At 67.2% G+C, this 17256-nt stretch carries 9 protein-coding genes, 1 tRNA gene and 3 rRNA genes; 9 read left to right on the top strand and 4 right to left on the bottom strand.

Features of this window, described 5'->3' with window-relative positions; translation table 11 throughout:
* Positions 1-219: 219 nt before the first annotated feature.
* From AC0VX0_RS01610 to rrf, 8 genes are all read left to right on the top strand, one after another.
* A complete protein-coding gene (locus tag AC0VX0_RS01610; RefSeq protein ID WP_101966084.1) occupies positions 220-1230 on the top strand; it encodes an ABC transporter substrate-binding protein in 1011 nt (336 codons plus the stop codon).
* 130 nt (positions 1231-1360) lie between these two features.
* Positions 1361-2350, top strand: a complete 990-nt coding sequence (locus tag AC0VX0_RS01615; protein ID WP_101966083.1) for an ABC transporter permease — start codon at positions 1361-1363, stop codon at positions 2348-2350.
* A complete protein-coding gene (locus AC0VX0_RS01620) occupies positions 2343-3134 on the top strand; it encodes an ABC transporter ATP-binding protein (protein WP_036382449.1) in 792 nt (263 codons plus the stop codon). Before AC0VX0_RS01615 ends, AC0VX0_RS01620 begins: the two co-directional genes overlap by 8 nt.
* A 103-nt stretch (positions 3135-3237) precedes the next feature.
* Positions 3238-5337, top strand: a complete 2100-nt coding sequence (locus tag AC0VX0_RS01625) for an alpha-1,4-glucan--maltose-1-phosphate maltosyltransferase (protein ID WP_101966082.1) — start codon at positions 3238-3240, stop codon at positions 5335-5337.
* 40 nt (positions 5338-5377) lie between these two features.
* Positions 5378-7708 carry a 1,4-alpha-glucan branching protein GlgB gene (gene glgB / locus AC0VX0_RS01630; RefSeq protein ID WP_136940052.1) on the top strand — a complete coding sequence of 777 codons (2331 nt, stop codon included), beginning with the start codon at positions 5378-5380 and terminating at the stop codon, positions 7706-7708.
* Between the two features lie 743 nt (positions 7709-8451).
* A 16S ribosomal RNA gene (locus AC0VX0_RS01635) occupies positions 8452-9974 on the top strand.
* 436 nt (positions 9975-10410) lie between these two features.
* Positions 10411-13502, top strand: a 23S ribosomal RNA gene (locus tag AC0VX0_RS01640).
* A gap of 192 nt (positions 13503-13694) precedes the next feature.
* A 5S ribosomal RNA gene (gene rrf, locus AC0VX0_RS01645) occupies positions 13695-13811 on the top strand.
* The 16S, 23S and 5S rRNA genes sit together here, the layout of an rRNA operon.
* Before the next feature lie 136 nt (positions 13812-13947).
* On the opposite strand, the gene AC0VX0_RS01650 is transcribed toward rrf, so the two are convergent.
* Positions 13948-14376, bottom strand: a complete 429-nt coding sequence (locus tag AC0VX0_RS01650) for a hypothetical protein (RefSeq protein ID WP_119217533.1) — start codon at positions 14374-14376, stop codon at positions 13948-13950.
* 131 nt (positions 14377-14507) lie between these two features.
* Between AC0VX0_RS01650 and AC0VX0_RS01655 the strand changes: the two genes are divergently transcribed.
* Positions 14508-14584 (top strand) — tRNA-Pro (locus tag AC0VX0_RS01655).
* A 65-nt stretch (positions 14585-14649) separates the two neighbouring features.
* On the opposite strand, the gene AC0VX0_RS01660 is transcribed toward AC0VX0_RS01655, so the two are convergent.
* The 3 genes from AC0VX0_RS01660 to AC0VX0_RS01670 form a co-directional block, all read right to left on the bottom strand.
* On the bottom strand, positions 14650-15012 hold the full coding sequence (locus tag AC0VX0_RS01660; RefSeq protein ID WP_020625720.1) for a GNAT family N-acetyltransferase: 363 nt from the start codon (positions 15010-15012) through the stop codon (positions 14650-14652).
* 57 nt (positions 15013-15069) lie between these two features.
* The gene (locus AC0VX0_RS01665; RefSeq protein WP_475451787.1) at positions 15070-15504 is read right to left on the bottom strand and encodes a carboxymuconolactone decarboxylase family protein; all 435 of its coding nucleotides are present in this window, start codon (positions 15502-15504) and stop codon (positions 15070-15072) included.
* Between the two features lie 154 nt (positions 15505-15658).
* Entirely contained in the window at positions 15659-17218 is a 1560-nt protein-coding gene (locus AC0VX0_RS01670) for a DUF5129 domain-containing protein (protein WP_475451789.1), read from the bottom strand.
* Positions 17219-17256 lie beyond the last annotated feature (38 nt).

Raw genomic sequence — 17256 nt, forward strand, 5'->3', positions numbered from 1 at the left:
CCGCCCGGGATGACGGCCAGGCGGGGACGCGGGTGTCGCACACGGCGCCGACGCGGGCAGAGTGTCTACAGTGACGTCGATCACATGGCAGGATGTCGCGTGGATACGCGCACGTCTTGCCTGTGATGCGTGTCACCGCGCACAGTGTCTGCACTGTGTCCGACGGGCCCCCGTCGGCGAGCGCATCCCGCACCGCACCATCAGAACGAGGTCCGTCTCATGAAGCACCGCTCCCTCTCCCTCACCGCCGCCCTCGCCGTCGCCGCCCTCGGGCTCACGGCGTGCGGTGACTCCGGCTCCGGCGGCTCCGGCTCGTCCTCCGCCGCCGGCGGCGACGGCTCCTACACCGTGGGCATCAACCAGCTCGTCTCCCACCCGGCGCTCGACGGCGCGGCCGAGGGCTTCAAGGAGGCGTTCAAGGACGCCGGCCTGGACGTGACGTTCGAGGAGCAGAACGCCCAGGGCGAGCAGGCCACCGTCACCTCGATCGCCTCCACCTTCGCCAACGACGGGGACGTGGACCTCGTGGCCGCGATCGCGACCCCCGCCGCACAGGGCACCGTCTCGGCCGTGAAGGACAAGCCGGTCGTGTTCATGGCGGTCACCGACCCGAAGGGCGCTGAGCTCGTGGCCTCGGACGAGGCCCCGGGCGGCAACGTCACCGGCGTCTCGGACCGCAACCCGGTCAAGGAGCAGCTGCAGCTGCTCAAGGACGTGAAGCCGGACGCCACGACCGTCGGCATCGTCTACAACTCCGGCGAGGCCAACTCCAAGGTCCAGGTGGACCAGGCCAAGGAGGCCGGCAAGGAGCTGGGCCTCGAGGTCAAGGAGGCCACCATCACCAACTCGTCCGAGGTCCAGCAGGGCGTGCAGTCCCTGTCCGGCGTGGACGGCATCTACGTGCCCACGGACAACGCCGTCGTCTCGGCGTTGGAGACCGTGGTCGGCTACGGCAAGGAGCAGCGCATCCCCGTCATCTCGGCGGACATCGACTCCGTCGAGCGCGGCGCCCTGGGCACGTACGGCATCGACTACACGGCGCACGGCAAGCAGGCCGGCGAGATGGCTGTGAAGATCCTCAAGGACGGCGCGAAGCCGGCCGAGCTGCCCGTGGGCTACGCCGACCCGGCCAACCTGCAGCTCGTGCTGAACCCGCAGGCCGCCGAGGCCTACGGCGTCGAGATCCCCGCCAAGCTCAAGGACAGGGCCGACCAGCTCGTCGAGGGCTGATCCCGCGCCTGCCCGCCTCCGCGGCGGCCCGGACCACGGGGTCCGAGCCGCCGCGGAGCACGTCGGCGGCCGGCCCACCCCGTCCCGCCGTCGTCCGTCCCCCTCGCCCCGCCCGAAAGGCACCCACCCCATGCTGACCGCAGTGGAACTGGGTCTGATCTACGCCGTCGTCGCGCTCGGCGTGTACCTGACCTTCCGCATCCTCGACTTCCCCGACCTCACGGTGGACGGCTCGTTCACCACCGGCGCCGCCACGGCCGCCGTGCTCATCACGGGCGGCACGCCGGTGCCCCTGGCCATGCTCGCCGCCTTCGTGGCGGGCGCGCTCGCGGGCCTCGTCACCGGCCTGCTGCACACCAAGGGCCGGATCGACGGCCTGCTCGCCGGCATCCTCACGATGATCGCGCTCTACTCGATCAACCTGCGGATCATGGGCAAGGCCAACATCCCCTTGCTCGGCCAGGACACCCTGTTCACGTGGCTCGACGACCTGGGCCTGGCCCGGAACTGGGGCTCGATCCTCGTGCTCTTCCTCGGCGTGTTCGTGGTGAAGCTGATCCTCGACTGGTTCCTGCACACGGACCTGGGCCTCGCCCTGCAGGCGACCGGTGACAACGAGGAGATGATCCGCTCGTACGGCGTCTCCACGGACCGGATGAAGATCCTCGGCCTCATGATCTCCAACGGCCTCGTGGCCCTCGGCGGCTCCCTGCTGGCCATGTACCAGGGCTTCGCGGACATCTCCATGGGCATCGGCCTCATCCTCGTGGGCCTGGCGTCCGTGATCGTGGGCCAGGCCGTGTTCGGCCAGCGCACGGTCTTCTGGGCGACGCTCGCCGTGATCGTCGGCGCCGTGCTCTACCGCCTGATCATCCAGTTCGCCCTCAACGCGGGCCTGAGCCCGAACGACATGAAGCTGATCTCCGCGGCCCTCGTCGTCGTGGCCCTGCTGCTGCCGCGCTTCGGCTTCGCCAGGCGCCTGAGCCTGCGCACGCGGGGCACGGCCGCGACCCCGGCGCCGGCCGCCGCCGCTCCGGCCACCGCCGGCATGCCCCTGACTGGCGAGCCGGGCGGCGCCACCCCCGCCGCATCCGTCTCCGAGGAGGCCCCCCGTGCTTGAGATCTCACAGGTCTCCAAGACCTTCTTCCCGAACACCGTCAACGAGCGGCGCGCCCTGCAGGGCATCGACCTGCACCTGGCCGAGGGCGACTTCGTCACCGTGATCGGCTCCAACGGCGCCGGCAAGTCCACGATCCTGAACACGATCGCCGGCAAGCTGCTCCCGGACACCGGCACCGTGGCCGTGGGCGGCAAGGACGTCACCCGCATGCCGGACCACCGCCGCGCGGCCTCGATCGGCCGGGTGTTCCAGGACCCGACGGCGGGCACGGCCCCGAATCTCACGATCGAGGAGAACATGGCCCTGGCCTGGCGACGCGGGCACGCCCGCGGGCTCTCGCGGGGCGTCTCCCGCGCCCGGCGCGCGATGTTCCGCGACGAGCTCACGAAGCTCGAACTCGGCCTGGAGAACCGCCTCACCGCCAAGGTCGGGCTGCTCTCCGGTGGCCAGCGTCAGGCGCTCAGCCTGCTCATGGCCACGTTCTCCGGACCGAAGATCCTGCTGCTGGACGAGCACACCGCCGCCCTGGACCCGTCCCGGGCGGAGCTGGTGACCCGCCTGACCCGGCAGGTGGTGGCCGAGCACCGGCTCACCACGCTGATGGTCACGCACAACATGTCCCAGGCCCTCGAGGTCGGCAACCGGCTGATCATGATGCACGACGGCCGGATCATCCTCGAGCTGGACGAGCAGGAGAAGGCCGGGCGCACCCCGGCGGACCTGCTGGCCGAGTTCGGCAAGATCAAGGGCGCCGTCGTGGACGACAAGACCATGCTGTCCTGAGCGTCCCGTCCGGCGCCCCGTCCCCGGCCCGCCCCTCCGCCCCCCACGGCGGGCGGGCGGGCCGGCCGTTCTCACCGGCGCGGCCGCGGGGTAGCGTCGTGGCGTGAGCACCGTGAAGCCCGACACCCAGAGCGCCACCGCAGCCGATGTCCGCCTCCAGACCGTCACGGGGCGTATCCCGGTGACGGACGTGCAGCCCGTGGTGCTGGACGGCCGGTTCCCGGCGAAGGCCGTGGTCGGCGAGGACATCCCCGTCCGCGCGACCGTGTTCCGCGAGGGCCACGACTCCGTGCGCGCCACCGTCCGCCTGCTCGACCCGGCCGGCGCCGAGGTGCAGCGCGTGCAGATGCGTCCGGGCCGGCCCGGCCTGGACGAGGTCGTGGCCACGCTGCGGCCCGCCGAGCCGGGCCTGCACCAGTTCGTGGTCGAGGGCTGGGACGATCCGGTGGGCACGTGGAAGCACGCGGCCACCGTCAAGATCGCCGCCGGCGTCGACGTGGAGCTGATGCTCGCCGAGGGCGCCGCCCTGTTCCGCCGGGCCGCCGAGGACGCGGAGCGCTCGGCCGAGGACCGCGCCGTGTTCGAGGAGGTCGTTCGCGGCCTCGAGGACGAGTCGCTCATCCCGGCCCAGCGCCTGGCCTCCGCCGAGTCGGCGGAGGTGTCCGCCGTCCTCCACGCCCGCCCCGTGCGGGAGCACCTCACGAGCTCCGAGCTCTACCCGCTGGACGTGCAGCGTGAGCTCGCCGGCCGCGGCGCCTGGTACGAGTTCTTCCCCCGCTCCGAGGGCGCCCGCTTCGACGAGGCCTCCGGCACGTGGTCCTCCGGCACCTTCGCGACGGCGGCCGACCGGCTCCCGGCGGTCGCCCGGATGGGCTTCCAGGTGGCCTACCTGCCGCCGATCCACCCGATCGGCACCACGCACCGCAAGGGTCCGAACAACACGCTGACGGCCGGGCCGCAGGACCCGGGCTCGCCGTGGGCGATCGGCGGGCCCGAGGGCGGGCACGACGCCGTGCACCCGGACCTGGGCACCGTCGAGGACTTCGAGGCGTTCGTGGCCGCGGCCGCGGACGAGGGCCTCGAAGTGGCCCTGGACCTGGCCCTGCAGTGCTCCCCGGACCACCCGTGGGTCGCCGCGCACCCGGAGTGGTTCACCACCCGCGTGGACGGCACCATCGCGTACGCGGAGAACCCGCCGAAGAAGTACCAGGACATCTACCCGCTGAACTTCGACAACGACCCGGGCGGCCTCGCCCAGGCGGTGCTGGACGTGGTGCGGGGCTGGGTGGCCCGCGGCGTGCACATCTTCCGCGTGGACAACCCCCACACCAAGCCCCTGTGGTTCTGGGAGTGGCTGATCGCGAAGGTCCGCGCCGAGGAGCCGCGCGTCGTGTTCCTCGCCGAGGCCTTCACCCGTCCCGCGATGATGCACGCCCTGGGCAAGGTCGGGTTCCAGCAGTCCTACGGGTACTTCACCTGGCGGAACACGGCCGAGGAGCTTGCGGAGTACCTCCAGGAGATCTCGCACGAGACGCCGGCGTTCTATCGCCCCAACCTCTTCGTCAACACGCCGGACATCCTCACGGAGTACCTGCAGCACGGCGGCCCGGGCGCGTTCCGGATCCGCGCCGTCGTCGCCGCCACGGCCAGCCCGCTGTGGGGCGTCTACGCCGGGTTCGAGCTGTTCGAGCACGTGGCCCGGCCGGGCGCGGAGGAGTACATCGACAACGAGAAGTACGAGTACCGCCCCCGGGACTGGGAGGGCGCGGAGGCCGCGGGTGCCTCGCTCGCCCCGTACCTCACCCGGCTCAATGAGATCCGCGCGGCGCACCCGGCGCTGGGCGACCTGCAGAACCTGACCCTGCACGCCTCGACGCACCCTGACCTGCTCGTGTTCTCGAAGACGCGCTCGGCCCGGCCCGAGGGTGCGCACCGGGACGCCGAGGCGGTCACCGACGCCGGTCCCGCGGAGGACACCCTGATCGTCGTCGTCACCACGAACCCGCACGACGTCGTCGAGGCGACCCTGGACCTGGACCTCGAGGCGCTGCGTCTGCGCCCCGAGGACCGCGACGCGTCCGGGGCCGTCGAGGTGGAGGACCTGCTCACCGGCCAGCGCTGGCGGTGGGGCCGCACCCCGTACGTCCGCCTGGACCCCCACGTCGAGCCCGCCCATGTCCTGCGGGTCGTCCGGAACGGCTGAGCCGCTCCCGACGCCCGCCGTCCCCAGAACAGGAATCGCCATGACCCCGTCCGCCGCCCCCCGTCCCGCCGTCGCCCCGCTCGCCGTGGACCCGGAGGTGCTGGCCGCCGTCGCGCAGGGCCGGCACCACGATCCGCACACCGTGCTGGGCGCCCACCCGCATCCCGACGGCGCGGCGGTCACCTACCGCGTGCTGCGCCCGCTGGCGCGCACGGTCACGGTGGTCCGCGCCGGCGACGGGCAGCGGGTGGAGCTGACGCACGAGCACGACGGCGTGTTCGCGGGCGTGGCCCCGACGCCCCGCGTGGCCGGGGCTGCCGCGGGCGACTACCGCGTCGAGGTGGCGTACGAGACCGAGGACGGCACGACCGGCCCCGTCCAGGAGCAGGACGACGCGTACCGGCACCTGCCCACGCTCGGCGAGCTGGACCTGCACCTGATCGGGGAGGGCCGGCACGAACGGCTGTGGGAGGTGCTGGGCGCCCGCGTGGTCCGCACCTCCGCGGGCGAGGCCGTCGGCACGGCCTTCGCGGTCTGGGCGCCGAACGCGCGGGCCGTGCGCGTGGTGGGCGACCACAACGGCTGGGACGGCCGGACCCATGCCATGCGGTCCCTCGGCTCCTCCGGCGTGTGGGAGCTGCTGGTGCCTGGCGTCGGTCACGGCGACCGCTACAAGTTCGAGATCCTCGGCCGGGACGGGCTCTGGCGGCAGAAGGCGGACCCGATGGCCCGCTGGACGGAGGTCCCGCCGGCCACGGCCTCGCGTGTGCTCGAGTCCGACTACGCCTTCGGGGACCGCACCTGGATGGAGCGCCGCCGTCTCACGGACCCGCACGAGCGCCCGCTGAGCATCTACGAGGTGCACCTGGGCTCGTGGCGGCCCGGGCTGGACTACCGCGAGCTGGCCGAGCAGCTCGTGGAGTACGTGCAGTGGCTCGGGTTCACGCACGTGGAGTTCCTGCCGGTCGCGGAGCATCCGTTCGGCGGGTCCTGGGGCTACCAGGTGACCGGCTACTACGCCCCCACCTCCCGGTTCGGCTCCCCGGACGAGTTCAAGCACCTGGTGGACGCGCTCCACCGGGCGGGGATCGGCGTCATCGTGGACTGGGTGCCGGCGCACTTCCCGAAGGACGAGTGGGCGCTCGCGCGCTTCGACGGGACCGCCCTGTACGAGCACCCGGACCCGCGGCGGGGCGAACATCCCGACTGGGGCACCCTCGTGTTCGACTTCGGCCGCACCGAGGTCCGCAACTTCCTCGTGGCCAACGCGCTCTACTGGCTCGGCGAGTTCCACATCGACGGGCTGCGCGTGGACGCCGTCGCCTCGATGCTCTACCTGGACTACTCGCGCGAGGACGGGCAGTGGGAGCCCAACGTGCACGGCGGCAACCACAACCTCGAGGCCATCGACTTCCTGCGCGAGGTCAACGCGACCGTGTACCGCCTGCACCCCGGCGTCCACATGATCGCGGAGGAGTCCACGGCCTTCTCCGGGGTGAGCGCTCCCGTGGACGCGGGCGGTCTCGGCTTCGGCAAGAAGTGGAACATGGGCTGGATGCACGACACCCTGGCCTACCTGTCCCAGGACCCGGTCAACCGCCGGTGGCACCACGAGCAGTGGACGTTCTCCATGGTGTACGCCTACTCGGAGAACTACGTGCTGCCGCTGTCCCACGATGAGGTCGTCCACGGCAAGGGCTCCCTGCTGGGCCGCATCCCGGGCGACCGACGGCAGCAGCTGGCGACCCTGCGCGCCTACTACGGGTACATGTGGGCGCACCCCGGCAAGCAGCTGCTGTTCATGGGCGGGGAGTACGCGCAGCCGAGCGAGTGGTCCGAGGGCGAGGGCCTGGACTGGCCCGTCTCGTGGGATGAGGCGCACCGCGGGGTCCAGCTGACGATCCGGGAGCTCAACGCGCTCTACCGCAGCAAGCCGGCGCTGTGGTCGCTGGACCACAGCCCGGAGGGATTCTCGTGGGTGGACGGCGGCGACGCCGACGGCAACACGCTCGTGTTCCTCCGCATGCCCGCGGCGCAGGTGGTGCCGGAGACACGGATCGACGACGACGGCGCCGCGGTCCCGGCCGCTGAACCGGGCGGCGCCCCGCTGCTGTGCATCACCAACCTCTCGGGGTCGCCGCGTCAGGGGCTGCGCGTGGGGGTGCCGTCCGCGGGGGAGTGGACGGTGGTGCTGGACACCGATGCGACCGACTTCCACGGTGACGGCTGGCGGGAGCAGACCGGCCAGTCCGAGGTGATCGCGGCACACGAGGGCCAGTGGCAGGGCCAGCCGGCCCGCGTCACGGTGAACGTGCCGGCGCTGACCACCCTGTGGCTCCAGCCGACCCTGGACACGACGGCCACGCCCTGAGGAGTGGTGCACGTCACGGCCGGGGGTGACGGCGCTGGAGCGTCGAACGGGGCGGGCCAGGCCGAAGGAATCCGCGAGAACAGGCGGAAACCGGCCGCCCACCCTTGACCGCACGCCGGGTGCCGCCCCTGATTTTGTGTTCGGTGGGATTCGTGTGTAGAGTTCCATCTCGTGCTCAAGACGCCGACCGGGTGACCGGGAGGCGGGGTGAAGAACACAGAATCCGCGGATTCATGCCGAGAATGGCAGGTCCAGGGCGGGTGGTGCTCACCGGGTGCGCGGCCGGCAGTGATGCGGGTCGGGATTCCTGAAGAAGATGATCTGGTTTGACAGCCGGGAATCATGTGGTAAGCTTTTCAAGGCCTTCCACGTGGATGGTCCGGTGAGTGTCTGACACCGCGTTGAGCGGAGTTGACATGGTCGGATCACGTGGTAAGGTTTTCTAGCCCGGCCATGTGAACGGACGGTGAATGCTTCGGACACGGAGTTGACACGGTCGAAACGGATGGTCTAGGATGGAGAAGTTGCTCCAGAGCGAAACGGCCCGCGGAGCGGGTCGCTGAAGCTGGAAGCGCCTGTTGTTTGAGAACTCAATAGTGTGCCAAGTTTGTTGATGCCAATTGTTTTAACACATATTGGTTGATCATCGCCTGCCACCCCCGTGGTGTGGTGATGGTCTGCCAGGTATTGAATGGATGTCGTGGTGGTTATTTCCGGCTGCCACGGTGTTGTTCTGTAATTTTTTTACGGAGAGTTTGATCCTGGCTCAGGATGAACGCTGGCGGCGTGCTTAACACATGCAAGTCGAACGATGAAGCCCAGCTTGCTGGGTGGATTAGTGGCGAACGGGTGAGTAACACGTGAGTAACCTGCCCTTAACTCTGGGATAAGCCTGGGAAACTGGGTCTAATACCGGATAGGAGCGTCCACCGCATGGTGGGTGTTGGAAAGATTTATCGGTTTTGGATGGACTCGCGGCCTATCAGCTTGTTGGTGAGGTAATGGCTCACCAAGGCGACGACGGGTAGCCGGCCTGAGAGGGTGACCGGCCACACTGGGACTGAGACACGGCCCAGACTCCTACGGGAGGCAGCAGTGGGGAATATTGCACAATGGGCGCAAGCCTGATGCAGCGACGCCGCGTGAGGGATGACGGCCTTCGGGTTGTAAACCTCTTTCAGTAGGGAAGAAGCGAAAGTGACGGTACCTGCAGAAGAAGCACCGGCTAACTACGTGCCAGCAGCCGCGGTAATACGTAGGGTGCGAGCGTTATCCGGAATTATTGGGCGTAAAGAGCTCGTAGGCGGTTTGTCGCGTCTGTCGTGAAAGTCCGGGGCTTAACCCCGGATCTGCGGTGGGTACGGGCAGACTAGAGTGCAGTAGGGGAGACTGGAATTCCTGGTGTAGCGGTGGAATGCGCAGATATCAGGAGGAACACCGATGGCGAAGGCAGGTCTCTGGGCTGTAACTGACGCTGAGGAGCGAAAGCATGGGGAGCGAACAGGATTAGATACCCTGGTAGTCCATGCCGTAAACGTTGGGCACTAGGTGTGGGGACCATTCCACGGTTTCCGCGCCGCAGCTAACGCATTAAGTGCCCCGCCTGGGGAGTACGGCCGCAAGGCTAAAACTCAAAGGAATTGACGGGGGCCCGCACAAGCGGCGGAGCATGCGGATTAATTCGATGCAACGCGAAGAACCTTACCAAGGCTTGACATGTTCTCGATCGCCGTAGAGATACGGTTTCCCCTTTGGGGCGGGTTCACAGGTGGTGCATGGTTGTCGTCAGCTCGTGTCGTGAGATGTTGGGTTAAGTCCCGCAACGAGCGCAACCCTCGTTCCATGTTGCCAGCACGTCGTGGTGGGGACTCATGGGAGACTGCCGGGGTCAACTCGGAGGAAGGTGAGGACGACGTCAAATCATCATGCCCCTTATGTCTTGGGCTTCACGCATGCTACAATGGCCGGTACAATGGGTTGCGATACTGTGAGGTGGAGCTAATCCCAAAAAGCCGGTCTCAGTTCGGATTGGGGTCTGCAACTCGACCCCATGAAGTCGGAGTCGCTAGTAATCGCAGATCAGCAACGCTGCGGTGAATACGTTCCCGGGCCTTGTACACACCGCCCGTCAAGTCACGAAAGTTGGTAACACCCGAAGCCGGTGGCCTAACCCTTGTGGGGGGAGCCGTCGAAGGTGGGACCAGCGATTGGGACTAAGTCGTAACAAGGTAGCCGTACCGGAAGGTGCGGCTGGATCACCTCCTTTCTAAGGAGCATCAGTGCCCGTTGCATCACCGCGTGTGTGATGGCGGGTTGCTCATGGGTGGAACATCAATGAATGGTGCCAGTGGTGGTGCCGGCAGTGCTCGAGTACGTCATGCCTGTGAGGGTGTGGTTGGAATGGGTGGTGTTGGTGGCTGCGAGCTGGTGTTGGCACACTGTTGGGTCCTGGAACAGCAGGCACCCTGATCTGTGAGGGTTGGGTTGTTGTTTCTGGTCTCCGTATCTTGTGAAGCTGGCCTTGTGGGTTGGTGGATGGGGTGTGGGTTGTTGTTTGAGAACTGCATAGTGGACGCGAGCATCTTATTTTTTGTTGCTGCATCGTTGATCGCACTGTTCCCCCTGGGGTGGTGTGTGAGGTGTGGTGATGCCGAGAATGACATCTTAGTTAGATATTGCTCATTTGAGGACTTTCATTGTGTGTGAAAGTTTCCAAGGGCGCATGGTGGATGCCTTGGCAACAGGAGCCGAAGAAGGACGTGGGAATCTGCGATAAGCCTGGTGGAGTCGATAACCGGACGTTGAGACCAGGATTTCCGAATGGGGAAACCCCGCACGACGTGTCGTGTGACCCCCGGTTGAACACATAGACCGGGTGGAGGGAACGTGGGGAAGTGAAACATCTCAGTACCCACAGGAAGAGAAAACAAAAGTGATTCCGTTAGTAGTGGCGAGCGAACGCGGATGGGGCTAAACCGTATGTGTGTGATACCCGGCAGGGGTTGCATGTGCGGTGTTGTGGGCCCCTCCTTGTCATGTCTGCCGGCATGGCGCAGTGAGGTGCGGGCATATAGACGAACCAGTGTGGATGCTGGACCGTAGAGGGTGAGAGTCCCGTAGTCGAAATGTGTTCCGCCGCTGTTGGGGGGTTGCCCGAGTAGCACGGGGCCCGAGGAATCCCGTGTGAATCTGCCAGGACCACCTGGTAAGCCTGAATACTACCTGTTGACCGATAGCGGATCAGTACCGTGAGGGAATGGTGAAAAGTACCCCGGGAGGGGAGTGAAATAGTACCTGAAACCATGTGCCTACAAACCGTTGGAGCCTCCTTGTGGGGTGACAGCGTGCCTTTTGAAGAATGAGCCTGCGAGTTAGTGATACGTGGCGAGGTTAACCCGTGTGGGGAAGCCGTAGCGAAAGCGAGTCTGAATAGGGCGATTGAGTCGCGTGTCCTAGACCCGAAGCGGAGTGATCTACCCATGGCCAGGTTGAAGCGCGTGTAAGAGCGCGTGGAGGACCGAACCCACTTCAGTTGAAAATGGAGGGGATGAGCTGTGGGTAGGGGTGAAAGGCCAATCAAACTCCGTGATAGCTGGTTCTCCCCGAAATGCATTTAGGTGCAGCGTCACGTGTTTCTTCCCGGAGGTAGAGCTACTGGATGGACGATGGGCCCTACAAGGTTACTGACTTCAGCCAAACTCCGAATGCCGGGAAGTGAGAGCGTGGCAGTGAGACTGTGGGGGATAAGCTTCATAGTCGAGAGGGAAACAGCCCAGACCACCGGTTAAGGCCCCTAAGCGTGTGCTAAGTGGGAAAGGATGTGGAGTTGCTGAGACAACCAGGAGGTTGGCTTAGAAGCAGCCACCCTTGAAAGAGTGCGTAATAGCTCACTGGTCAAGTGATTCCGCGCCGACAATGTAGCGGGGCTCAAGTACACCGCCGAAACCGTGGCATTCAGTTTTGCTGGATGGGTAGGGGAGCGTCGTTCACGAGGTGAAGCCAGCGGGTAACTTCTGGTGGATTGTGGACGAGTGAGAATGCAGGCATGAGTAGCGAAAGACGGGTGAGAAACCCGTCCGCCGGATGACTAAGGGTTCCAGGGTCAAGCTAATCTGCCCTGGGTAAGTCGGGACCTAAGGCGAGGCCGACAGGCGTAGTCGATGGACAACGGGTTGATATTCCCGTACCAGTGAAGAACCGTCCATGTTGAGCCGGTGATACTAACCGCCCGAACCATCCCGAACCCCGTCTTTGACGGGGTCGGTGGTGGGGAGCGCGGGACCTGAACCGGGGAGGCAAGCGCATTAACGGGTGTGACGCAGGAAGGTAGCCGGGCCGGGCAATGGAAATGACCTGGTCTAAGGGTGTAGGGCTGCCGGTAGGTAAATCCGCCGGCTGTATGCCTGAGACCTGATGGGCGCCCACGTGGTGGGTGATCCGGTGATCCTATGCTGCCTAGAAAAGCATCGGCGCGAGGTTCAAACTGCCCGTACCCTAAACCGACACAGGTGGTCAGGTAGAGAATACTAAGGCGATCGAGAGAATCATGGTTAAGGAACTCGGCAAAATGCCCCCGTAACTTCGGGAGAAGGGGGGCCCCAACCTTGAGCACCACGTGCTGGTGTGAGGGGATCGGGGCCGCAGAGACCAGGGGGAAGCGACTGTTTATCAAAAACACAGGTCCATGCGAAGTCGTAAGACGATGTATATGGACTGACTCCTGCCCGGTGCTGGAAGGTTAAGGGGACCTGTTAGCTTCGGCGAAGCGGAGAACTTAAGCCCCAGTAAACGGCGGTGGTAACTATAACCATCCTAAGGTAGCGAAATTCCTTGTCGGGTAAGTTCCGACCTGCACGAATGGAGTAACGACTTCCCCGCTGTCTCAACCATGAACTCGGCGAAATTGCATTACGAGTAAAGATGCTCGTTACGCGCAGAAGGACGGAAAGACCCCGTGACCTTTACTATAGTTTGGTATTGGTATTCGGTGTGACTTGTGTAGGATAGGTGGGAGACTGTGAAGCGGGCACGCCAGTGTTCGTGGAGTCGCCGTTGAAATACCACTCTGGTCACTCTGGATATCTAACTTCGGCCCGTGATCCGGGTCAGGGACAGTGCCTGATGGGTAGTTTAACTGGGGCGGTTGCCTCCCAAAATGTAACGGAGGCGCCCAAAGGTTCCCTCAGCCTGGTTGGCAATCAGGTGTCGAGTGCAAGTGCACAAGGGAGCTTGACTGTGAGAGTGGCAGCTCGAGCAGGGACGAAAGTCGGGACTAGTGATCCGGCGGCTCGTTGTGGAACGGCCGTCGCTCAACGGATAAAAGGTACCTCGGGGATAACAGGCTGATCTTGCCCAAGAGTCCATATCGACGGCATGGTTTGGCACCTCGATGTCGGCTCGTCGCATCCTGGGGCTGGAGTAGGTCCCAAGGGTTGGGCTGTTCGCCCATTAAAGCGGTACGCGAGCTGGGTTCAGAACGTCGTGAGACAGTTCGGTCCCTATCCTCTGCGCGCGTTGGAAATTTGAGAAGGTCTGTCCTTAGTACGAGAGGACCGGGACGGACGAACCTCTGGTATGTCAGTTGTACCGCCAGGTGCATGGCTGATTAGCTACGTTCGGGATGGATAACCGCTGAAAGCATCTAAGCGGGAAGCCGGCTTCGAGATGAGATTTCCTTGCCCCTTTGAGGGTGTGAGGCCCCCAGCTAGAACACTGGGTTGATAGGCTGGATGTGGAAGCGAGGACTGAAGACTCGTGAAGCTGACCAGTACTAATAGGCCGATGACTTACACACACTCTTATCCTATTGCTTGCTTCAAGGTGATGGGTTGGTGTTCGCGTCCACTGTGCGGTTGTCTGATTGCAACCGGCTGTCTGCTTGTTGGTGGGTGGTTGAGGTGTTTTGAGTTGAATAGTGTCACTGTTGTGTGACCCGTAGGTTTCCCTGCTGTTGCCCGTGTTGAGGGTGGTGGTGTGGGGTTAGGGTTACGGCGGTCATAGCGTGGGGGAAACGCCCGGTTCCATTCCGAACCCGGAAGCTAAGGCCCACAGCGCCGATGGTACTGCAGCCGGGAGGTTGTGGGAGAGTAGGTCGCCGCCGGACATTCTTTGAGGGAGGGCCTCGCACCGTTGTGTGCGAGGCCCTTCCCGCATTCCCGGGAGGATTCACCGGGCGGCCCCGTGCGATCTGCACGGGGCTTTCTGCGTTCCGGGGTGCCTCCCCCCCCCCCCCGCGGCGCTCAGAGCTCCTCGCCGGCCCGCAGTCGTGCCGTGAGCGCGCGGGTGAGTCGGCGGCGCAGCCGGCCGTGCTCCGTGCCCTGCTCCCGAAGGCGCGCGTGCACGGCGTCGGCATGGGCCGGCTTCTCCGAGTCGGGGAGTGCGAGGAAGTCGCGCAGCAGCGGCTCCAAGCGCCCGGTGAGGGCGATCACGAGCTCCTGGGTCTCCACGGGCCGTGTGCGCTGCAGGCGAGTCCAGGCTGGCGCGTACTCGGCGGCGTGCTCGACCATCTCCCACGCGAGGGCCCAGCTGTCCGGGCGCAGTCGGTGCCGCTCCGCGCGCAACAGCTGTCGCAGGGCGGCCACGGCCTCCTCGAGCTCGGCGGCGGCCGGGGCGCCGTCGTCGTCGGGGGAGGGGCTCGCGGAGGAACGCGGGAACGGCCACCAGCTCATGCCGGCCTCTCTCGGATTCGCGGGGTGCGCAGAGGTCTCACGCGTGAGATTCTGCCCCGCATCTCGGTTTGGCGGCACCCGGTGTGGCTGGTATAGTCGCTCTCTGTTGGATTCAGGTCTGAGACCTCCAACGGGGTGTGGCGCAGCTTGGTAGCGCGCGTCGTTCGGGACGACGAGGCCGCAGGTTCAAATCCTGTCACCCCGACCAGAAAGAGCCCCCGCCGGATCGGCGGGGGCTCTTCTCGTCTCCGGGTGCTCACCGGGTGCGGTGCGTCAGTCCTGGCGGGACTCCAGGAACCGGAGATGCTCGGGGCGCGCCGGGTCCACTTCGCCGGCCACGTCGTCGTGTTCGTCCACCCAGTCCTTCACGTACGGGCAGACGGGGACGACCCGGCGGCCCGCGGCCACGGTGTCCTTCAGCGCCTCGCGCACGAGGGTCGAGGCCAGGCCCCGGCCCTCGTACTCGTGGTCGACCTTGGTGTGCGGGAAGATCCGCTGGGCCGGGCCGTCGGCGGTGTCGTCGTCGATCGCCGTCGTGAAGCCGGCCACCGTGCCCGCGTCATCGACGACGATCTCGTACCTCTCCCCGTTCTTGCGGACCTGCGGGTGCTCCAGGCTGGGGGTCTGCTCGGTCATGGTCGGTCCTCTCGTTCCTGGGTGGACCCCGCCGCCGGGCCGGCGACGGGGAAGGGGTCAGCCGTCCCGGCGCCGCACGGGGTGATGGGACAGGATCGAGATGCGGTTCGTCAGGTTCATCACGATCGCGACCCACTGCACGGCCGCGTACTGGGCGTCCGTGAGCGCGGCGGCCGTGGAGGCCTGCACGTAGTTCAGCTGCTCCTGCTCGGGGAGGTCCGTGACCGCCTCGGCGAGCTCGAGCGCAGCGCGCTCCTGCTCCGAGTACACGGCCCCGGCCTCACGCCACGCCGGCAGCAGCCCCAGGCGCTGCACGCTCAGACCGGCGTCGGCACCCTGGCGGGTGTGCCGGTCCAGGCAGAACACGCAGCCGTTGAGCTGGGAGACCCGGAGGTTCACGAGCTCCACGAGCTGCCGGTCCAGTCCGGCCTGCTCGGCGGCGCCGCGCGCGGCCGAGGCCAGCGGCCCGACCGCGTGCCATGCCTCGGGCACGGCCTTGTCGAGGAAGAACGCGAGGGGGCCTGGCGGGGTGCGGGGGTGTCAGCGGCGGTCATGGTCCTTCACTGGCTCGCAGAACGGGGCGGTGGGCCAGGGGCCGGGTGCCGGCCCCGGACGAGCTTCCGGCTCAGATCCGGCCCCGGCCGGCTCAGAATCGGCCGGACGAGCCCGCCCCGGAGAACGAGCCGCCCGAGGATCCGTAGCCGGTCCCGGAGGAGCTGGACTGCGCCTGGCGGTGGTCCTGGACGGACCGCTCGCCGGCCTGGTGGCCCGTGGTGAAGGCCACCACCGTCCAGTAGGCATCCGCCGGCAGCGCGGAGTCCAGGATCGAGCCGCGCGCGGACCGGGCCGGGCCACGGTGCGTGCGCAGCTCGTCGCGCAGCAGCTCACGCTCGGCCTCGTCCTTGCCGAAGGCCGCCACCTCGGCGTCGGCGAGGGCGGAGACCAGCCCGGTCAGGCGACGCCGCAGCGCATCCAGCTCGCCCAGCGCCGTGGCCGGGGTCAGGCGCTCGTCCTGCAGGTCCGCGCCCAGCGCCTCGAGCCGGTGCTGCGCCTCGGCGCGGAAGGACTCCAGCGCCGCGACGGCGGAGCCGACGGGTCCGGCGGAGCCGACGGAGGAGGCCAGCGTGCCGACGGCGTCCAGGTCGGCCCGCAGCGGGGCGGTCTGCTGGTCCCACGCCGCCGGCCACCCCGCGTGGCGGTTGAGGAAGGTGTTCGCCGCGGCCACGGCGTCGTCGAGGCGGTCGAGCTCACGGGCGCGGTCCCGGACGTCCTCCGCGGCCCGGGCGTGCTCTGTGCGATGCAGGCTGCGCTCCGGCAGGGCCTCGAGGCGGTCCAGTTCCGCCGACGCATCGAGCGCCTGGCGCCGGAAGTTGCGGAAGCGCTCCATCAGCGCGGCCGCGTGGGGCGAGTCCTCGGGCACCGTGGACGCGTTCACCTCGGTGGTGTCCATCTCCAGGGTGACGGGGGTCAGGTGGGTGCGGGCCTCGGCCAGCAGGTCGGCCGTCCGGCGGCGGCGACGCCGTCGGCTCGCGAGCGCCGCGGCCGCGGCGCCGCCGCCCGCCACACCGACGATCCCCGCGCCGAACCACAGTTCGGGAGCCTGCCACCAGGGGCGCCCGATCAGCTCTGCGGCGGCGTCCGTCACCTCCACGACCGTGTCCGTCCACCGGGCCGCACGGGCCGCCTCGTGTCCGGCCTCGCGCACCTCCCGCAGCCGGTCCGTGCTGAGCATCCGGTCCTCGCCCACGTACACCCCGATCAACCGGTTGTCCGGGTCGAGCGCCACGATCACGAGGCCGTCGGCCCATTTCTGGCCGTCCGCGCTGAGCCAGTCCGGGTGCTCCGCGCGAGCCCGCTCGAGCACCCGCCCGTTGAACGCCTGAGACGCGCGGTCGTCGTCCAGTGCGGACAGGTCCGGGCCGCGCTCGGTGACCACGGCGACGCGGGTCGGCTCCCGGAACTCGATCCCCGCCAGGTCTCGGCGCAGCTGGGCGGGGTCGATCACGCCCGCGTCATCCACGAGCTCCACCTGGTCCCAGGCCACGGCGTGGGCCTGCGGCGCGGCGGCGACGACGGCGCCCGTCACCCCCGCCGTGACCGGCAGGGCGACGACGGTGGCGGACGCCGCCGGTCCGGTGAGGGCGGCGGCGGACAGGGCGACCGCGGTGAGCGTGCGGCGGGCGATGCGGTGCGGCGGACGGGTCACGGGGCCTCCTGGACGGGTCGGCGGTCCCGCCCAGCCTA

It is taken from the genome of Micrococcus sp. iso_26, from assembly GCF_056172975.1.